Annotated in this window: 15 protein-coding genes; 6 read left to right on the plus strand and 9 right to left on the minus strand. The window is 60.1% G+C overall.

Features of this window, described 5'->3' with window-relative positions; all coding sequences use genetic code 11:
* The first annotated feature begins 39 nt into the window (after positions 1-39).
* Entirely contained in the window at positions 40-609 is a 570-nt protein-coding gene (locus ACYZUC_RS30390; protein ID WP_007943632.1) for an elongation factor P, read from the plus strand.
* A gap of 156 nt (positions 610-765) precedes the next feature.
* On the opposite strand, the gene ACYZUC_RS30395 is transcribed toward ACYZUC_RS30390, so the two are convergent.
* The 4 genes from ACYZUC_RS30395 to ACYZUC_RS30410 all read right to left on the minus strand — a co-directional run bounded on the left by ACYZUC_RS30395 (position 766) and on the right by ACYZUC_RS30410 (position 4,050).
* Positions 766-1,779 (minus strand): alpha/beta hydrolase, encoded by a 1,014-nt coding sequence (locus tag ACYZUC_RS30395; protein WP_461992386.1) that lies wholly within the window; start codon positions 1,777-1,779, stop codon positions 766-768.
* A 32-nt stretch (positions 1,780-1,811) separates the two neighbouring features.
* Complete coding sequence (locus ACYZUC_RS30400) at positions 1,812-2,231, minus strand: organic hydroperoxide resistance protein (protein ID WP_008031409.1); 420 nt, start codon at positions 2,229-2,231, stop codon at positions 1,812-1,814.
* Between the two features lie 331 nt (positions 2,232-2,562).
* A complete protein-coding gene (locus ACYZUC_RS30405) occupies positions 2,563-3,024 on the minus strand; it encodes a MarR family winged helix-turn-helix transcriptional regulator (RefSeq protein WP_008031411.1) in 462 nt (153 codons plus the stop codon).
* 69 nt (positions 3,025-3,093) lie between these two features.
* Positions 3,094-4,050, minus strand: coding sequence for a LysR family transcriptional regulator (locus ACYZUC_RS30410; RefSeq protein ID WP_008031414.1), 957 nt, complete (start codon positions 4,048-4,050; stop codon positions 3,094-3,096).
* A gap of 110 nt (positions 4,051-4,160) precedes the next feature.
* Here ACYZUC_RS30410 and ACYZUC_RS30415 point away from each other — a divergent pair, with 110 nt between their 5' ends.
* Positions 4,161-4,910, plus strand: a complete 750-nt coding sequence (locus tag ACYZUC_RS30415; protein ID WP_461992389.1) for a sulfite exporter TauE/SafE family protein — start codon at positions 4,161-4,163, stop codon at positions 4,908-4,910.
* On the opposite strand, the gene ACYZUC_RS30420 is transcribed toward ACYZUC_RS30415, so the two are convergent.
* Positions 4,900-5,754, minus strand: a complete 855-nt coding sequence (locus ACYZUC_RS30420) for a LysR substrate-binding domain-containing protein (RefSeq protein ID WP_461992391.1) — start codon at positions 5,752-5,754, stop codon at positions 4,900-4,902. The genes ACYZUC_RS30415 and ACYZUC_RS30420 overlap by 11 nt on opposite strands.
* Before the next feature lie 95 nt (positions 5,755-5,849).
* Between ACYZUC_RS30420 and ACYZUC_RS30425 the strand changes: the two genes are divergently transcribed.
* Together ACYZUC_RS30425 and ACYZUC_RS30430 are read left to right on the plus strand one after the other, a co-directional pair.
* Positions 5,850-6,065 (plus strand): DUF1127 domain-containing protein, encoded by a 216-nt coding sequence (locus ACYZUC_RS30425; protein WP_157709631.1) that lies wholly within the window; start codon positions 5,850-5,852, stop codon positions 6,063-6,065.
* Between the two features lie 64 nt (positions 6,066-6,129).
* Positions 6,130-7,359, plus strand: coding sequence for a winged helix-turn-helix domain-containing protein (locus ACYZUC_RS30430; protein ID WP_461992394.1), 1,230 nt, complete (start codon positions 6,130-6,132; stop codon positions 7,357-7,359).
* Positions 7,360-7,463: 104 nt separating this feature from the next.
* Here ACYZUC_RS30430 and ACYZUC_RS30435 read toward each other — a convergent pair whose 3' ends face one another.
* Positions 7,464-8,810 (minus strand): class II 3-deoxy-7-phosphoheptulonate synthase, encoded by a 1,347-nt coding sequence (locus tag ACYZUC_RS30435; protein WP_008031425.1) that lies wholly within the window; start codon positions 8,808-8,810, stop codon positions 7,464-7,466.
* Positions 8,811-8,946: 136 nt separating this feature from the next.
* Here ACYZUC_RS30435 and ACYZUC_RS30440 point away from each other — a divergent pair, with 136 nt between their 5' ends.
* Complete coding sequence (locus tag ACYZUC_RS30440) at positions 8,947-9,702, plus strand: spermidine synthase (protein WP_008040534.1); 756 nt, start codon at positions 8,947-8,949, stop codon at positions 9,700-9,702.
* A 112-nt stretch (positions 9,703-9,814) separates the two neighbouring features.
* Here ACYZUC_RS30440 and ACYZUC_RS30445 read toward each other — a convergent pair whose 3' ends face one another.
* Positions 9,815-10,606 carry a crotonase/enoyl-CoA hydratase family protein gene (locus tag ACYZUC_RS30445; protein ID WP_461992396.1) on the minus strand — a complete coding sequence of 264 codons (792 nt, stop codon included), beginning with the start codon at positions 10,604-10,606 and terminating at the stop codon, positions 9,815-9,817.
* 432 nt (positions 10,607-11,038) lie between these two features.
* Here ACYZUC_RS30445 and ACYZUC_RS30450 point away from each other — a divergent pair, with 432 nt between their 5' ends.
* Positions 11,039-12,712, plus strand: coding sequence for a DEAD/DEAH box helicase (locus ACYZUC_RS30450; protein ID WP_150747270.1), 1,674 nt, complete (start codon positions 11,039-11,041; stop codon positions 12,710-12,712).
* A gap of 204 nt (positions 12,713-12,916) precedes the next feature.
* Here the strand turns inward: ACYZUC_RS30450 and ACYZUC_RS30455 are convergent, their stop codons facing one another.
* Complete coding sequence (locus ACYZUC_RS30455; protein WP_461992399.1) at positions 12,917-15,088, minus strand: mechanosensitive ion channel family protein; 2,172 nt, start codon at positions 15,086-15,088, stop codon at positions 12,917-12,919.
* Between the two features lie 78 nt (positions 15,089-15,166).
* Positions 15,167-15,334 carry a hypothetical protein gene (locus ACYZUC_RS30460; RefSeq protein ID WP_162130712.1) on the minus strand — a complete coding sequence of 56 codons (168 nt, stop codon included), beginning with the start codon at positions 15,332-15,334 and terminating at the stop codon, positions 15,167-15,169.
* Between the last annotated feature and the right edge of the window lie 40 nt (positions 15,335-15,374).

Genomic DNA, 15,374 nt, shown 5'->3' on the forward strand with positions numbered 1-15,374 from the left:
TAGATTTTTGTAAATCCCATCCAAATTCGGATATTCGCAATGAAAACTGGTAAAGAACTGAAACCCGGTACCGTGATCCGTCTCGAAAACGATCCATGGTTGGTTCAGAAAGCTGAATTCACCAAATCCGGTCGTAACAGCGCGATCATGAAGACCAAGCTGAAAAACCTGCTGACCGGTTACAAGACCGAGATCGTTTACAGCGCTGACGACAAACTGGACGACGTAATCCTCGACCGCAAAGAAGCGACCCTGTCCTTCATCAGCGGCGACACCTACACGTTCATGGACACCACCGACTACACCATGTACGAACTGAACGCTGAAGACATCGAAGCCGTTCTGCCTTTCGTTGAAGAAGGCATGACCGATGTTTGCGAAGCGATCTTCTTCGAAGAGCGTCTGGTTTCCGTAGAACTGCCGACCACTATCGTGCGTCAGGTTGACTACACCGAAGGTTCCGCTCGCGGCGACACTTCCGGCAAGGTAATGAAGCCTGCCAAACTGAAGAACGGTACCGAGCTGTCGGTTGCTGACTTCATCGAAATCGGCGACATGATCGAGATCGATACCCGCGAAGGCGGTTCCTACAAAGGCCGTGCTAAATAAGCACTGCTTCAGGAATGAAAAAGCCCGACCATTGAGTCGGGCTTTTTTGTGCCTGCAAACTACACACCAACCCCTGTAGGAGCGAGGCTTGCCCGCGAAGGCGTCTTTTCTGACACACCGCTTTCGCGGGCAAGCCTCGCTCCTACAGGGACGTTACTATTTCAAGTGTTGCTTCAGTTCTTCGGATGCTTGCAGCATTGCGGAGCGCACCGCCGGCACCTGGCTCACTACGTTCAGCAAACCATAATCGTGAATCATGCCGTTGTAACGCACCGCCGTGACCGGCACACCGGCCTCATCCAGTTTGCGCGCATAGGCTTCACCCTCATCGCGCAGCACATCAGCACCGGCCGTCTGCACCAGCGCAGGTGGCAAGCCCTTGAGTTGTGCGGTGGTCGCCCGCAGCGGTGAGGCGTAGATCTCGTTACGTTGCTTGGCGTCGGTGGTGTAGTTGTCCCAGAACCACTTCATCATGTTTTTGGTGAGGAAGTGCCCCTCGGCAAACTGGTTGTAAGACGCCGTTTCAAAGCTCGCATCGGTCACCGGCCACAACAGCACCTGGAACTTGATCGCCGGGGTGCCTTTGTCTTTGGCCATCAGCGCAACCACGGCCGCCATGTTGCCGCCGACGCTGTTACCGGCCACGGCCAGTCGCTTGCCGTCGACGTTGATCTCTTTGCCGTGCTCGGCCACCCATTTAGTGGCCGCGTAAGCCTGGTTGATCGCCACCGGGTAATGCGCTTCCGGCGAAGGGGTGTAGTTGACGAACACCGCTGCCGCCCCCGAACCCGTGACCAGATCCCGAACCAGCCGCTCGTGGGTCGGGAAGTCCCCCAGCACCCAGCCGCCGCCGTGGAAGAACATGAACACCGGCAGCTCGCCTTTGACCCCGGCCGGCCGGACGATGGTCAGGCTGAGCGGTTGGCCGTCGACTTGAATGGTCTTCTGGCTGACGTCTGCTTTTGGCAGCGTCAGTTTCACCCCGGCTTGCGCGCCGACCAAAATGGCCCGGGCATCTTTCGGTGAAAGCTGTTCCATCGGTTTGCCGGTGCCGGCATTCAGGACATCGAGGAACGCCTGGGTGTTGTGTTCAACCCCGTCGCCCGCGAATGCGCTGTGGATGGACAGGGCGAGAAGGGTACCGGTCAAGACTTTGCTGAAAGTGTTCATGTTGGTTTCCTGTTCGGTCTTGGAGTCGACGGTTAGACGGTTACGTGCAGGCGCACTTCGACGTTGCCACGGGTGGCGTTGGAGTACGGGCAGACTTGGTGGGCCGCGTCGACCAGGGTTTGCGCATCGGCTTGTTCAAGACCCGGCAGGCTGATGTGCAGGTCGATGTCCAGACCGAAGCCGCCAGGAATCTGGCCGATGCCGACGTGGGCAGTGATCGAGGCGTCGGCCGGGATGCTGCGTTTGGTCTGGCTGGCGACGAATTTCAGCGCGCCGATGAAGCAAGCCGAGTAACCGGCAGCGAACAGTTGTTCTGGGTTGGTGGCCGCGCCCCCAGCACCGCCAAGTTCTTTTGGAGTGGCGAGTTTGACGTCGAGGATATTGTCGCTGGAAACCGCACGACCGTCACGGCCGCCAGTGGAGGTTGCGATTGCGGTGTAGAGAGTTTGCATGATGTAGGCCTCGTTTCAGGTTTGAGTGATTTGCGCTAAATGTTTGCGCGCTAAGTAAGTGCGAGATGAATGTATCGCGCTAATAATTAGTGCGCAAGATAAATTTTTAAAAAGTTTTCCTGAAAGCATGCGCAGGGTATGCATTCGGCGGGGAGAGGCTTGATGTAGAGGCTTTGGTGTGGGAGTGATAGGCAGGAATTTTTTTATGGCGTCGAGGATGCTTTCGCGGGCAAGCCTCGCTCCTACAGACCGCACATGACCTGTAGGAGCGAGCGGTGCGGCGATCCGACTTGCCCGCGAAGAACGATAACGCGATCTATCAGGTGATCGCTTAAAGGCTGTCCTGCAGATTGCTGCGCAGCACTTGCAGCTCCGCTTGCAGTTTTTGCAGCCGCTCAAGCGTCATGCCGCTGGCGCCGAGGATGCACTGGGGCACGCCCCGGGCCTTGTCCCGCAACGCGCGACCCTGTTCAGTCAGCTCGACAATCACCACTCGCTCGTCCTCACGGCTGCGAGTGCGGCTGAGCAAGCCTTCGACTTCCAGGCGCTTGAGCAGCGGGGTCAACGAGCCGGGATCGGTCAGCAAACGCGTGCTGATTTCGCCTACGGTCAAACCGTCCCGTTCCCACAACACCATCATCGCCAGGTACTGCGGATAGGTCAGGCCCAGCGCTTGCAACAGCGGCTTGTAGACCTTGGTCATCAGCAGTGAAGTGGAGTGCAGGGCGAAGCAGGCCTGGTTGTCCAGCAGCAGGTCGTCGCAGTTATCCGTGGTGTCGCGTTCGGTGTTCATCTCAAAGCCTTGATCAGTGATCTTCATGAATCTAGCGGGCGAATCTTTAATGCGCCAGATAATTCTGCCCTAGTGCCGGTCCAGATTGGTTCGCAGCGCCAGATCCCATGGCGGGACAGGGCTGAAACGGACTTTCAGGTACTCCAGCAATAAACGACTCCTCGGGTTGGGTTGTTGCTCCAGGCGCAACGCATAGATGCCGGTGGTTTCCGGCGGTGGCAGGCCGTGTTCACAGAACAGCGGCAGCAGTTCGCCGCGCAACAGGTATTCACTGGTCAACCAGGTCGGCAAATGCGCGATACCGAGCCCGGCCAGCGCACCGCAGACCAGCGCCTCGGCATTGTTGGCGCTCATGCGGATGCGCCCGGGACGATGCAAATGCATTTCTGCGTTTTGCTCGAAACGCCAGGCAAACGGTGGCGCCAGGCCGTCCCAGTCGAGGCCGTCGTGATCACTCAACTGCGCTGGATCGGTCGGCACGCCTCGGCGTTGCAGGTAAGCGGGGCTGGCGCAGGCGATGCGCACCATGCTCGCCAGCGGCGTGGCCACCAGCCGGGTATCGGCCATTTGCCCGGCACGCAACACCAAATCGACCTTGCCCAGGTTCAAACCCTGCATGTCGACAAAACTGTCAATCAGGTGCAGTTGCACGTCGAGGCCGGGGTAGAGCATCAGAAAATCAGCGATCACCGGCGCCAGATGCCGTCGGCCGAACGCGGCGGGCGCGTCGATCCGGATCAAGCCTTCCGGCGCGCTGCTCAAGGACACCGCCTCAGCGCGGGCCAGTTGCAATTCCGCCACGATCCGCCGCGCACGCTCGGCAAACGCCACGCCGGCCGGGGTCGCGCGGACGGCATGGGTGCTGCGGATGAACAACTGGCTGCCGACTGCGCTTTCCAGGCTGTCGATGCGCCGCGCCACAGCCGAAGGGGTCAGTGGATGACGGCGAGAGGCGGCGGAAAAGCTGCCGGTTTCCAGCACGTCGAGGAACAGCCCGAGTTGCTCGGTCAATTGATTAGGGTTCATGGCGTATCAATGCTTATGCGAAGTTGGCACAGCCATTGTGCGTTGCTGTGCGTTTCCCCGCCAGCGCCGACTGCGTAGGATGAATGGCCTGAGATAAAAGGAAATCGGCCGTGATCGAGTTTTTGATGTACCTGGTATTTGGCGCAGCCCTGGGAACCCTCGGCGGCTTGTTTGGCATTGGCGGCGGTCTGATCGCGATTCCGTTGCTCGGCGTGTTGTTCGGTCTTGATCAGCAAATTGCCCAGGGCACCGCGTTGGTGATGGTCGTCCCTAACGTGATGCTGGCGCTATGGCGATATCACCAGCGCAACAAAATCGAAATGCGTCACGCGCTGCCCTTGGCCTCGATGGGGTTTTGCTTTGCCTGGGCCGGCTCCATCTGGGCCGTGGGTATTGATGCGCAAACCATGCGCGTCGGATTTGTCGCCTTCCTGATCGCGCTGTCGGCCTACAACCTGTTGCGAATGTTCTACGCCAATGCGCCGGCTTCTTCGCAGATGAATTACGCCTGGCCATGGCTGGGTGTGCTCGGCGCGGCCTCCGGGACCATGGGCGGATTGTTTGGCGTGGGTGGGGCGGTGGTGGCAACGCCGGTGCTGACCAGCCTGTTCGGCACCAGCCAAGTGGTGGCCCAAGGGTTGTCGCTGGCACTGGCATTACCCAGCACAGGCGTCACGCTGGTCACCTATGCCGTGCATCATCAAGTGGACTGGATGATCGGCGTGCCGTTGGCCGTGGGTGGACTGCTGAGCATCAGTTGGGGCGTGAAGATCGCCCACGCCATGCCGGAGCGCCTCCTGCGCGGGTTGTTCTGTGGCTTCCTGGTGCTGTGCGCGGTGATGCTCGCGTTTAAAGTTTGAAGCCGTCGACGATGTGTTCGGCCAGGCATTCGGTAATCGGTGACGGATTGTGCAGGTTGCGCACCAGCATGATGCTTGCTTCGGGCAGCAAGGGCAGGTCTTCGGCTTCACCGAGGATGCGCATGTCGGGAGTGACGAGGCTTTCCAGTTGCGCGGTCACCGCCAAGCCGGCGCTGACCACCGCCATGATCGCCGACAGACTGTCACTGTTATAGGCCACGCGATAATCGCGACCCATGGCGTCCAGGGCATTGCAGGCCCATAAGCGGCAGAAGCAATCGCTGTTGAACATCGCCAGTGGCAACGGCGTCTGCTCATGGGCGCTGTAGCATTGCGCCTCGGCCCAGACAAAGCGCTCCTTGCGCAACAACTCGCCAATTTCATTGCCCGGCTCGCGGGTGACGATGGACAGGTCCAGATCCTGACGCATCAGCAGTTGTTTTGACGATTCGCAATGCACCTCGATCTGGATCAGCGGATAGGACTGGGCGAATCGCCGCAGAATCCCCGGCAGAAAACGCATCACGTAATCGTCCGGGGTGCCGATCCGCACGGTGCCGACCATGTGCGGCTCGCGCAGGGTGTTGAACACCTCGCTGTGCAACTTGAGGATGCGCCGGGCGTAACCCAGCAGCACCTGGCCTTCAGCGGTCAGCCGCACCTGCCGTCCGTCACGCTGGAACAGTTGGCGCTGCAACACGTCCTCTTCCAGCCGCTTCATTTGCATGCTGACGGCGGACTGCGTGCGGTTGACCAATTCCCCTGCGCGGGTAAAACCGCCCTGATCGGCGATGGCAACAAAGGTACGCAGCACTTCGGTGTCGATACTTGGGAAGGCTGACATTCATCAATCTCCGAGATATGTGACATCAGAAACATTCGTTGGATTGATCTTAGACCTGGGGCGAGACTGGAGCCATCCAAACGGAGGGCAACAAGATGAAAGGTCAACATGAGTATCCAGCCGTAGAAAAACACTCGGTGCACCTGGTGTCCGATCTGCTGCATAAATTCAGTCGCTGGTACGAACTTCACCGGGAACGCGAGTTGCTGGCGAGTCTGAGCGACGAAGCGCTGAAGGACATCGGCATGAGCCGTGCGGACGTAGAGTTCGAGTCGGTCAAACCCTTCTGGAATGACCCGATGCACAAATGAGTAAGCCACAACTACACAAACCGACTCTCGGTGAGGTAGGTTGCGAGCAGACAAGGAGATGCTCATGCCCGCAACGCTGTCCTTTTCCATCAAACAGGCTCGACGCCTGGCGCTGGCCGCCCAAGGGTTCAACGGGCGCCAGCCGCCAGCGACGATTAAAACGGTGCAGCTCAATCGCCTGATCGAGCGGCTGGGCATCTTGCAGATCGATTCGGTCAATGCGTTGGTGCGTTCGCACTACCTTCCCTTGTTTTCCCGCCTCGGCAATTACTCATCCGACTTACTCGACCAGGCTGCCTGGAGTTCGGGCCGGCGACGCACGCTGTTCGAATACTGGGGCCATGAAGCCTCGTTGCTGCCGTTGTCGATGTACCCGTTGATGCGCTGGCGCATGCAGCGCGCGAGTCGTGGCGAAGATATCTATCAGCAACTGGCACGTTTCGGGCGTGAGCAACAGGACACTGTCCGGCGGGTGCTGGCCTCGGTTGAAGAACTCGGAGCGCTGGGCGCCGGCAGCCTTTCGACCCGTCAAGAGCGGGCAGGACCATGGTGGGACTGGAGCGCGGAGAAGCATGCGCTGGAATGGTTGTTCGCCGCCGGGGAAGTGACCGTGGCCGGGCGGCGTGGATTCGAGCGGCTCTATGATTTGCCTGAGCGGGTGATTCCTGCGGCGATTCTGCAGCAACCGTTGCTCGCGGAGGACGAGGCCCAGCGCGGGCTGCTGTTGCACGCCGCGAATGCCTTGGGTGTGGCGACGGAAAAAGACCTGCGAGATTACTTTCGTCTCAGCCCGGGTGATGCGCGTCCGCGCCTTGCGGAGCTGGTGGAAGCCGGGGATCTGCTGACCTGTGAAGTTCAGGGTTGGCGGCAACCGGGCTTTTGTTTGCCAGAGCCGAAAGTGCCGCGCAAGGTCGAGGCCAGTGCCTTGTTGTCACCCTTCGATTCGCTGATCTGGGAGCGCAGCCGTACCGAGCGTTTGTTCGATTTTCGCTATCGGCTGGAGATTTATACGCCGCCGGACAAACGGGTCTACGGCTATTACGTGTTGCCGTTTTTATACAACGAGCGGATTGCCGCGCGGGTGGATTTGCGTGCGGAGCGGGCGTTGGGGCGGTTGGCGGTGCATGCAGTGCATGAGGAAGAGCCGGGGCTGGATGAGGAAGGGATGCTGGCGTTGGCGGTGAATTTGCGGCGAATGGCGGATTGGCTGGGATTGGAGCGGGTGCAGTTGAATTGCCCGCGGGCGAGTGCGGGGCGGTTGCGGGTGGCATTGGCCGGTATTGGCGGTGCCTGAGCTGACGCCTTCGCGGGCAAGCCTCGCTCCTACAGGGTTTCGCGATCCCTTGTAGGAGCGAGCGGTGCGGCGATCCGACTTGCCCGCGAAGGCCGCAACGCGGTTTAACGGCGGACTTGTTTCAACGTCTCGGCAATCAAAAACGCCAATTCCAGCGACTGATCCGCATTCATCCGCGGGTCACAATGGGTGTGATACCGATCCGACAACCCGTCCTCGGTGATCGGTCGCGCACCGCCAATGCACTCGGTAACATTCTGCCCGGTCATCTCGATGTGAATGCCGCCGGCATAGGTGCCTTCGGCTTCGTGCACCTGGAAGAACTGCTTCACCTCGCCAAGAATCTGCGCAAAGTCGCGGGTCTTGTAGCCGCTGCTGGCCTTGATGGTGTTGCCGTGCATCGGATCGGAACTCCAAAGCACTTGCTTGCCTTCACGCTGCACCGCGCGGATCAGCTGCGGTAAATGATCGCCAACCTTGTTCGCGCCCATCCGTGCGATCAGGTTCAAGCGACCTGGATCGTTGTCCGGGTTGAGCACGTCGATCAGGCGAATCAAGTCTTCCGGGTTCATGCTCGGGCCGACCTTGACCCCGATCGGGTTGTTCACCCCGCGCAGGAATTCGACGTGAGCGCCGTCGAGCTGACGGGTGCGGTCGCCGATCCACAACATGTGCGCCGAGCAATCGTAGTAATCGTTGGTCAGGCTGTCGCGACGCACGAAGGCTTCTTCGTAGTTCAGCAGCAGCGCTTCGTGGGCGGTGAAGAAACTGGTTTCGCGCAGTTGTGGCGAGCTGTCCATGCCACAGGCGCGCATGAATGCCAGGGTTTCATCGATGCGGTCGGCGAGGTGGCTGTATTTTTCCGCCAGCGCCGAGTTGGCGATGAAGTCCAGGTTCCACTTGTGCACCTGATGCAGGTCGGCAAAGCCGCCCTGGGCGAAGGCGCGCAGCAGGTTCAGGGTCGCGGTGGACTGGTGATAGGACTGGAGCAGACGCTCCGGGTCCGGCACGCGGCTTTTTTCGTCGAAGCCGATGCCGTTGACGATGTCGCCACGGTAGGCGGGCAGGGTCACGCCGTCGATGGTTTCGTCGTTGGCCGAACGCGGTTTGGCGAACTGACCGGCCATGCGCCCGACCTTGACCACCGGGCAGCCCGCGGCGAAGGTCATGACGATTGCCATTTGCAGCAGCACTTTAAAGGTGTCGCGGATTTTCGCGGCAGAGAACTCGGCGAAGCTTTCGGCGCAATCACCGCCCTGCAACAGAAATGCGCGCCCCTGGGTCACTTCGGCAAACTGACGTCGCAACTCCCGGGCTTCACCGGCAAACACCAGTGGCGGATAACTCGCCAGGGTTTGCTCGACGTGCAGCAAATGCGCCGCGTCGGGGTAGTGGGGTTGTTGCTGGATCGGCAGGGCGCGCCAGCTGTCAGGGCTCCAGGGTTGGCTCATCACGGTCTCGGTTGTTTTACGCTCGGACGTTCATGTTATCAGCAAATTAGTGCGTGACCTGTTCCCGTCGCTTCGCGGACAATCGCGCTTTTGCCGCTTCATGTTGCGGTGGGCCCGGGAACAATCTGGAGACGAAATGACTGAGGAGCGCGTCGAGCATCTGCTCGCCGAGGTACAGGACGAGTTCGGCGTGATTCGCGTACTGGAAGTGGCCGATTACCGTTTTCTCGAGTTCGGTGATGCCATCGAACAGAGCTGCGTGTTCACCGCCGACCCGAGCTGGCTCGAATACGATTACACCCGTGCCATGCTGATCGGTGCGTTGTGCCACGAGCAACCGGAAAGCGCGCTGTTCCTCGGTCTCGGTGCCGGCACGCTGACCCAGGCTTGCCTGAAGTTCTTGCCGCTGGAAGATGTCGAAGCCATCGAGCTGCGGCCCGACGTGCCGCGCCTTGCCATCGAATACCTGGGGCTGGATGACGATCCGCGGCTGTACATCCGCGTCGGCGATGCCCTGGAACTGCTCGATACCGCCGAGCCGGCCGACCTGATTTTTGTCGACCTTTACACCGATGTCGGGCCGGGTGTCGGGCATCTGGCCTGGAGTTTTCTGGAAAACTGTCAGAAACGCTTGAATCCGGGCGGCTGGCTGGTGATCAACCAATGGGCCACCGACGATGGCAAGCCGTTGGGCGCGGCGTTGTTGCGTGGGCTCTATCACCGGCATTACTGGGAGCTGCCGGTGAAGGAGGGCAACGTGATTTTGCTCGTGCCGTCGGAGCTGGATCAGGAGCTGGACATGGATGGGTTGGTTGCGCGGGCCGAAGGGCTGGCGCCACGGTTGGGGTATTCGTTGCAGTCGTTGATCAAGGCGATTCGCCCCGCGACTTAATTCGGCGCCTGTGATGGCCCTTTCGCGGGCAAGCCTCGCTCCTACAAGGGATTGCGCACCCTTGTAGGAGCGAGGCTTGCCCGCGAAGACAATATCCGCCTCGCCACAAACCTCAAACCCCTTTGAAAATGCCCGGCCGCTTCTCAACCATCGACCGCACGCCTTCCTTAGCATCCTCACTCGCCAACAACTTCTTCACCAGCGGCGGCAACCCCAGCGCCGCTGCTGTTTCTCCCTCATAACGCGCCTGCCGCGCCGACATCAACGTTGCCTGAACCCCCAGCGGCGCCTGCCGGGCAATCCGCTCCGCCAACTCAATCGCCCGGGGCAGCAAATCCTCGCTGGCCATGACTTCCTGCACCAACCCCAGATGCAGCGCGTCATGCGCATCGAATTCATCCCCGGTCAGCAGCCAGCGCATCGCATTGCCCCAACCAGCGACTTGATGCAGGCGCAATGTGGCCCCGCCGAACGGGAAAATCCCGCGCTGCACTTCTTTCTGGGCAAACCGGGTGTTACTGGCGCAGAGGTTGATGTCGGCGGCGAGCATCAGCTCGATACCGATGGTCAGGCAATAACCTTGCGCGGCGACAATCACCGGTTTGCTGACTCGCGGACCCGCGAATACGCCCCACGGATCGCAACCGCCGGGCGGTGCCTGCCAGCCCTCGGCCAGGGCCGAACTGGCGCTGACCAGATCAAGCCCGGCGGTGAAATGCTCGCCATGGCCGAACACCACCGCCACCCGCGCTTCGCTGTCAGCCTCGAACTCACCGTAGGCCAGACTGAGTGCGTTGAGCAGGTCGAGGTCGAAGGCATTGCGCTTGGCCACCCGATCCAGGCCGATCAACAGGACATGGCCGTGCCTTTCGCAGGTCACACGGCTGGTAACAGGTTGATTCATCGAACAATTCCTCGGGCGGGAAGGGGCGTGAAGGGGGAGGCGAGGCTGCGGTTCCAAGTCAAAACGGTGAACCGTTTTAGCGCCATCGCCAGCAGGGCCGGGCCTTTGAAAAATAGACCGTCGCACAATTATCCGCAAAGCCTGTGACATAACGGTGTATGCGTCAGTTTTCCGACAAATAATGCTCCCTTTTTGGGCGAATTCCGGTATAGTGCGCGCCGGCCTTTAACCGGGCCGCGTTTAGGTAGCGCAATTCCCCGAAGTCAGCTTCGGCTGCACGTCCGCACAGCGGACTCTCCCTTGACGAATCTTTTTCATTCATTCGTTTTCGCAAATCCCCGCCGACAAAGCAGCCAGGGCGACTCTTGAGTCTTACACGGCATGCGCAGCTTTGGAGCATGGGTCTTTGCGGATGCACTTAGAGGCAGACCCATGACCCAGGAAACCGGCGGCTTCGCCGCTTTTAATCTTAATCCGAATATCCTTGCAGCCGTCATTGCGACTGGCTACGAAGAGCCTTCGGCTATTCAGCAGCAATCGATCCCGATCATCATGGCCGGCCAGGACATGATTGGTCAGGCGCAAACCGGTACGGGTAAAACCGCTGCGTTCGCCCTGCCTATCCTGCACTGCATCGATCCTGCCAAGCGCGAGCCGCAAGCCCTGATCCTGGCGCCAACCCGTGAGTTGGCGCTGCAAGTAGCAACCGCTTTCGAAACCTACGCCAAGCAAATGCCAGGCGTTACCGTTGTGGCCGTTTACGGCGGCGCGCCTATGGGCCCACAACTGAAAGCAATCCGTAACGGCGCACAGATCGTTGTCGCCACTCCGGGCCGTCTGTGTGACCACCTGCGTCGCGACGAAAAAGTCCTGTCGACCGTGAACCACCTGGTTCTCGACGAAGCTGACGAAATGCTCAAGCTGGGCTTCATGGACGACCTGGAAGTCATCTTCAAGGCTCTGCCAGCGACCCGTCAGACCGTACTGTTCTCGGCCACCCTGCCACAGTCGATCCGTGCCATTGCCGAACGCCACCTGCGCGATCCGCAACACGTGAAGATCCAGACCAAGACTCAGACCGTTACCGCGATCGAACAGGCTCACCTGTTGGTTCACGCTGACCAGAAGACCTCGGCTGTATTGAGCCTGCTGGAAGTCGAAGACTTCGACGCCCTGATCATGTTCGTGCGCACCAAGCAAGCGACCCTGGACCTGGCCAGCGCCCTGGAAGCCAAAGGCTACAAAGCCGCTGCGCTGAACGGTGACATTGCCCAGAACCAGCGTGAGCGCGTGATCGACTCCCTCAAGGATGGCCGTCTGGACATCGTTGTGGCGACCGACGTTGCTGCTCGTGGCCTGGACGTTCCGCGCATCACTCACGTGTTCAACGTTGACATGCCGTACGATCCGGAATCCTACGTTCACCGTATCGGCCGTACTGGCCGTGCCGGTCGCGAAGGTCGTGCACTGCTGCTGGTGACTCCGCGTGAGCGCCGCATGCTGCAAGTGATCGAGCGTGTAACTGGTCAGAAAGTTGCCGAAGTTCGCCTGCCGGACGCTCAGGCTGTTCTCGATGCCCGCATCAAGAAACTGACCAACAGCCTGTCGCCGCTGGTTGGCGATGCCGAATCGACTCACGGTGATCTGCTGGATCGCCTGACTGCCGATATCGGTTGCACGCCGCGTGCACTGGCTGCTGCCCTGCTGCGCAAGGCTACCAACGCTCAGGCGCTGACCCTGGCTGCAATCGAGAAAGAACGTCCACTGGTGCCGAACAACGCACCGCGTGGCGATCGTCCAGAGCGCACCGGTGATCGTCCGGACCGTGGTGATCGTGAGCGTCGTGCTCCGGTTCCATTGGCTGAAGGTCGTGCTCGTTGCCGTACCGCGCTGGGCGCGCGTGACGGTATCGCGGCTAAAAACCTGCTGGGCGCCATCCTCAACGAAGGCGGCTTGGCTCGTGAAGCGATCGGTCGCATCCAGGTGCGTGACAGCTTCAGCCTCGTCGAGCTGCCGGAAGATGGTCTGGAGCGTCTGCTGACCAAGCTGAAGGACACTCGCGTTGCCGGTAAGCAGTTGAAGCTGCGTCGCTATCGCGAAGATTGATCCGCCCCCGGGCTGATTGATCGAACATAAAAAATCCCCGACTGGTTCGGGGATTTTTTTTGCCTGCGATTTGTTAAATACCACCGATTTCACGATTAGCTGCGATCCCTGTATGAGCCGGCTTGCTGGCGATAAACGCACAGGCACCGCGTACATTCAGACTGCACACGTAATCGTTCACGTCCATCGCCAGCAAGCCGGCTCCTACAGGGTGCGGGGTTCTTCTGTTGCTGGACCGCCACCCGCCGTGACCACCTGCACACTCATGCGCGGTGTCGCCAGATCAAGCCCGGCTTCATCCAGGTGCCGTTTCAAGGACAGGTTGAATGCGCGAGACACTTCCCACTGCTTGATCGGCGCGGTCTTGAATCGGGCCCGCAGAATCGCGTTGCCTGACTCGAAACTCTCGACCCCTTGAATCTCCAGTGGCGACCAGATGTTGCGCCGTTGCAGCGGATCGGTGCGCATCTTCTGGCCGACGTCGCGCATCAGTTTGATCGCGTTATCGATGTCCATGTTCGAGGGGATCGCCACGCGAAAGATCGCGTAGCCGAACTCCCGCGAGTAGTTCTTGATGCTTTTGATTTCACTGAACGGGATGGTGTGGACGATGCCGTCGATGTCCCGCAGGCGCACGGTACGAATGGTCAGTCCCTCGACAGTGCCGAGGTGGCCGCCGACATCCACGTAGTCGTCGATGGCCAGGGAGTCTTCGATGATGATGAACAGCCCGGTGATCAGGTCCGCGACCAGCGATTGTGCGCCGAAACCGATGGCCAGACCGATCACGCCGGCACCGGCCAGCAGCGGTGTGACGTTCATGCCCATGTTCGCCAGGGCGACGATCAGCGCAACGATGAATATCGCCACGAACAGCACGTTGCGGATCAGCGGCATCATCGTCTGCGCACGCGCGTTGGCCTGGCCTTTGCGCGAGCGGGTGAGGGCGTGGTGCACCGCCGTGTCGCTGAGGATCCAGATCAGCCAGGCAAAAATCAGCGTGCCGCCGAGGCTGAACAGTTTGACGCTGACTTCATGGCCTTCGCCTTCGGTGAACGCAATCAGCGACATGCCCCAGACCCGCAGGCCAAGTTCGATGAACGCCATCCACACCAACAAGTGTGCGAGGGTATAGAAGAAGCTTTTCAGGCGTTCGGAATACAGTGCATGACGCTTCACGCCCCGTTGCGGTTTTAGTGCATGCCGGCGCACCAGCCCGTTGATGACCATGCACAACACCAGCAGCACGGTGCAGATCAGCGATTGGCGCAACGCGGTGCTGGTGTCGCCGGCGGAAACGAAGGTGGCGAACAGCGAGATGGCCACCAGCACCAGCGCCGGCATGTACCAGAAGGTCCCGAGAATTTCGATGGTGTCGCTGAGTGCGCGACGGGTCAGGCGCCGGGACAACGGTTGATTGCGGATCAAGTGGGCGATGGGGCGTCGGAAGCGCAGGATGAACAGCCCCGTGGATAGCGCGGCCAGCACGTTGGCGATGGTTGCGGCGGTGTGCGCCAGGTGGTTGCCGAGGCTGGTCACCAGTCGCGGGTCGCTCAAGGCTTCGCCGAACGCGGCAAAACTGCCGATCAGCCACAGCGGCCGAAAGGCCTGATGCCGCAGGATGTACAAGGCGCGGTGGCGGTGCGGCCCGTCGAGCAAGGAAAAGGCGATCACGCAGATCGCCGAAAAACACGTGCCGACCACCAGCGCATACGCAAGTACCATCGCCAGGCTTTTACCCAGCGACGAGGGCAGGGCGTAACTCATGTACACCGTGATGACCAGGGCGATCAGCCAGGGGCCGAGTTTTCGCAGGGCAAAGCGCAACATGTCGAGGGCCTTGGGATGCTGCGGCAATTCTTCGGTCAGGCCGAAGCGCATCCGCACCCGGTGACCGAGCCAGATCAGCGCGGCGGCCAGCAAGCTCCAGACCATCAGGATCATGGCGAAAGCGAAGATGATCGGCAGCCATTCATTGGCCGGCAGCGCCAGCGCTATCAGTTCGTCTTTGGCCAGATTGAATTCTTCGGACCAGCGCGTGAGCGGGCTGTCGGCACCGGAAAACTGTTTTTCGAAATTGGCCAGCGTGCCGCCAATCAGGCCGAGCACGCCTACTTCCGTGGCTGGCTGGGCTTTTTTGGTGGCGTCGCGCAGCTTCTTCAGGTCGGCCAACAATTTGCTGCGTTGCTGATCGTTCTCCAGTGACTTGATGACTTCGTCGAGGGATTGCCCTAGGGGTTCTTGCGCCTCGGGCTGGGTTTTCGCCGAGCTGTTGAGCAAGCTCGGTAAACCGACGGCCTGGGCCTGCATGGCTGGCAGCAGCGCCATCAGGCAGACGAGGAAAAGGCTGGGCAGGGCAAAAAGACGAGCGAACACTAGGCGGTCAACCTTGAAAGGAGCAGATCGACCGAGTGTACGAGCCCGCCAAAATCAATGCGAGCCGAGGGCGAGGATTTATTCGTTGAGTTTGGCGAGGATCTTGAAGACCACGGTAGCGAGGATGGTCAGCATACCGATCCACATCGCGAACACGCCGGCATTCTTGTCGCGGAAGTTGAAGCCGATGGCCAGCAGGATCATCCCGGCAAGAATCGGGATCAGCATGGCGTGAAATGAAGACATCGAGATCATGAGCGACTGCCTTGTCGAAAGGGATACTTAA

This window comes from Pseudomonas sp. GT1P32 (assembly GCF_054897805.1).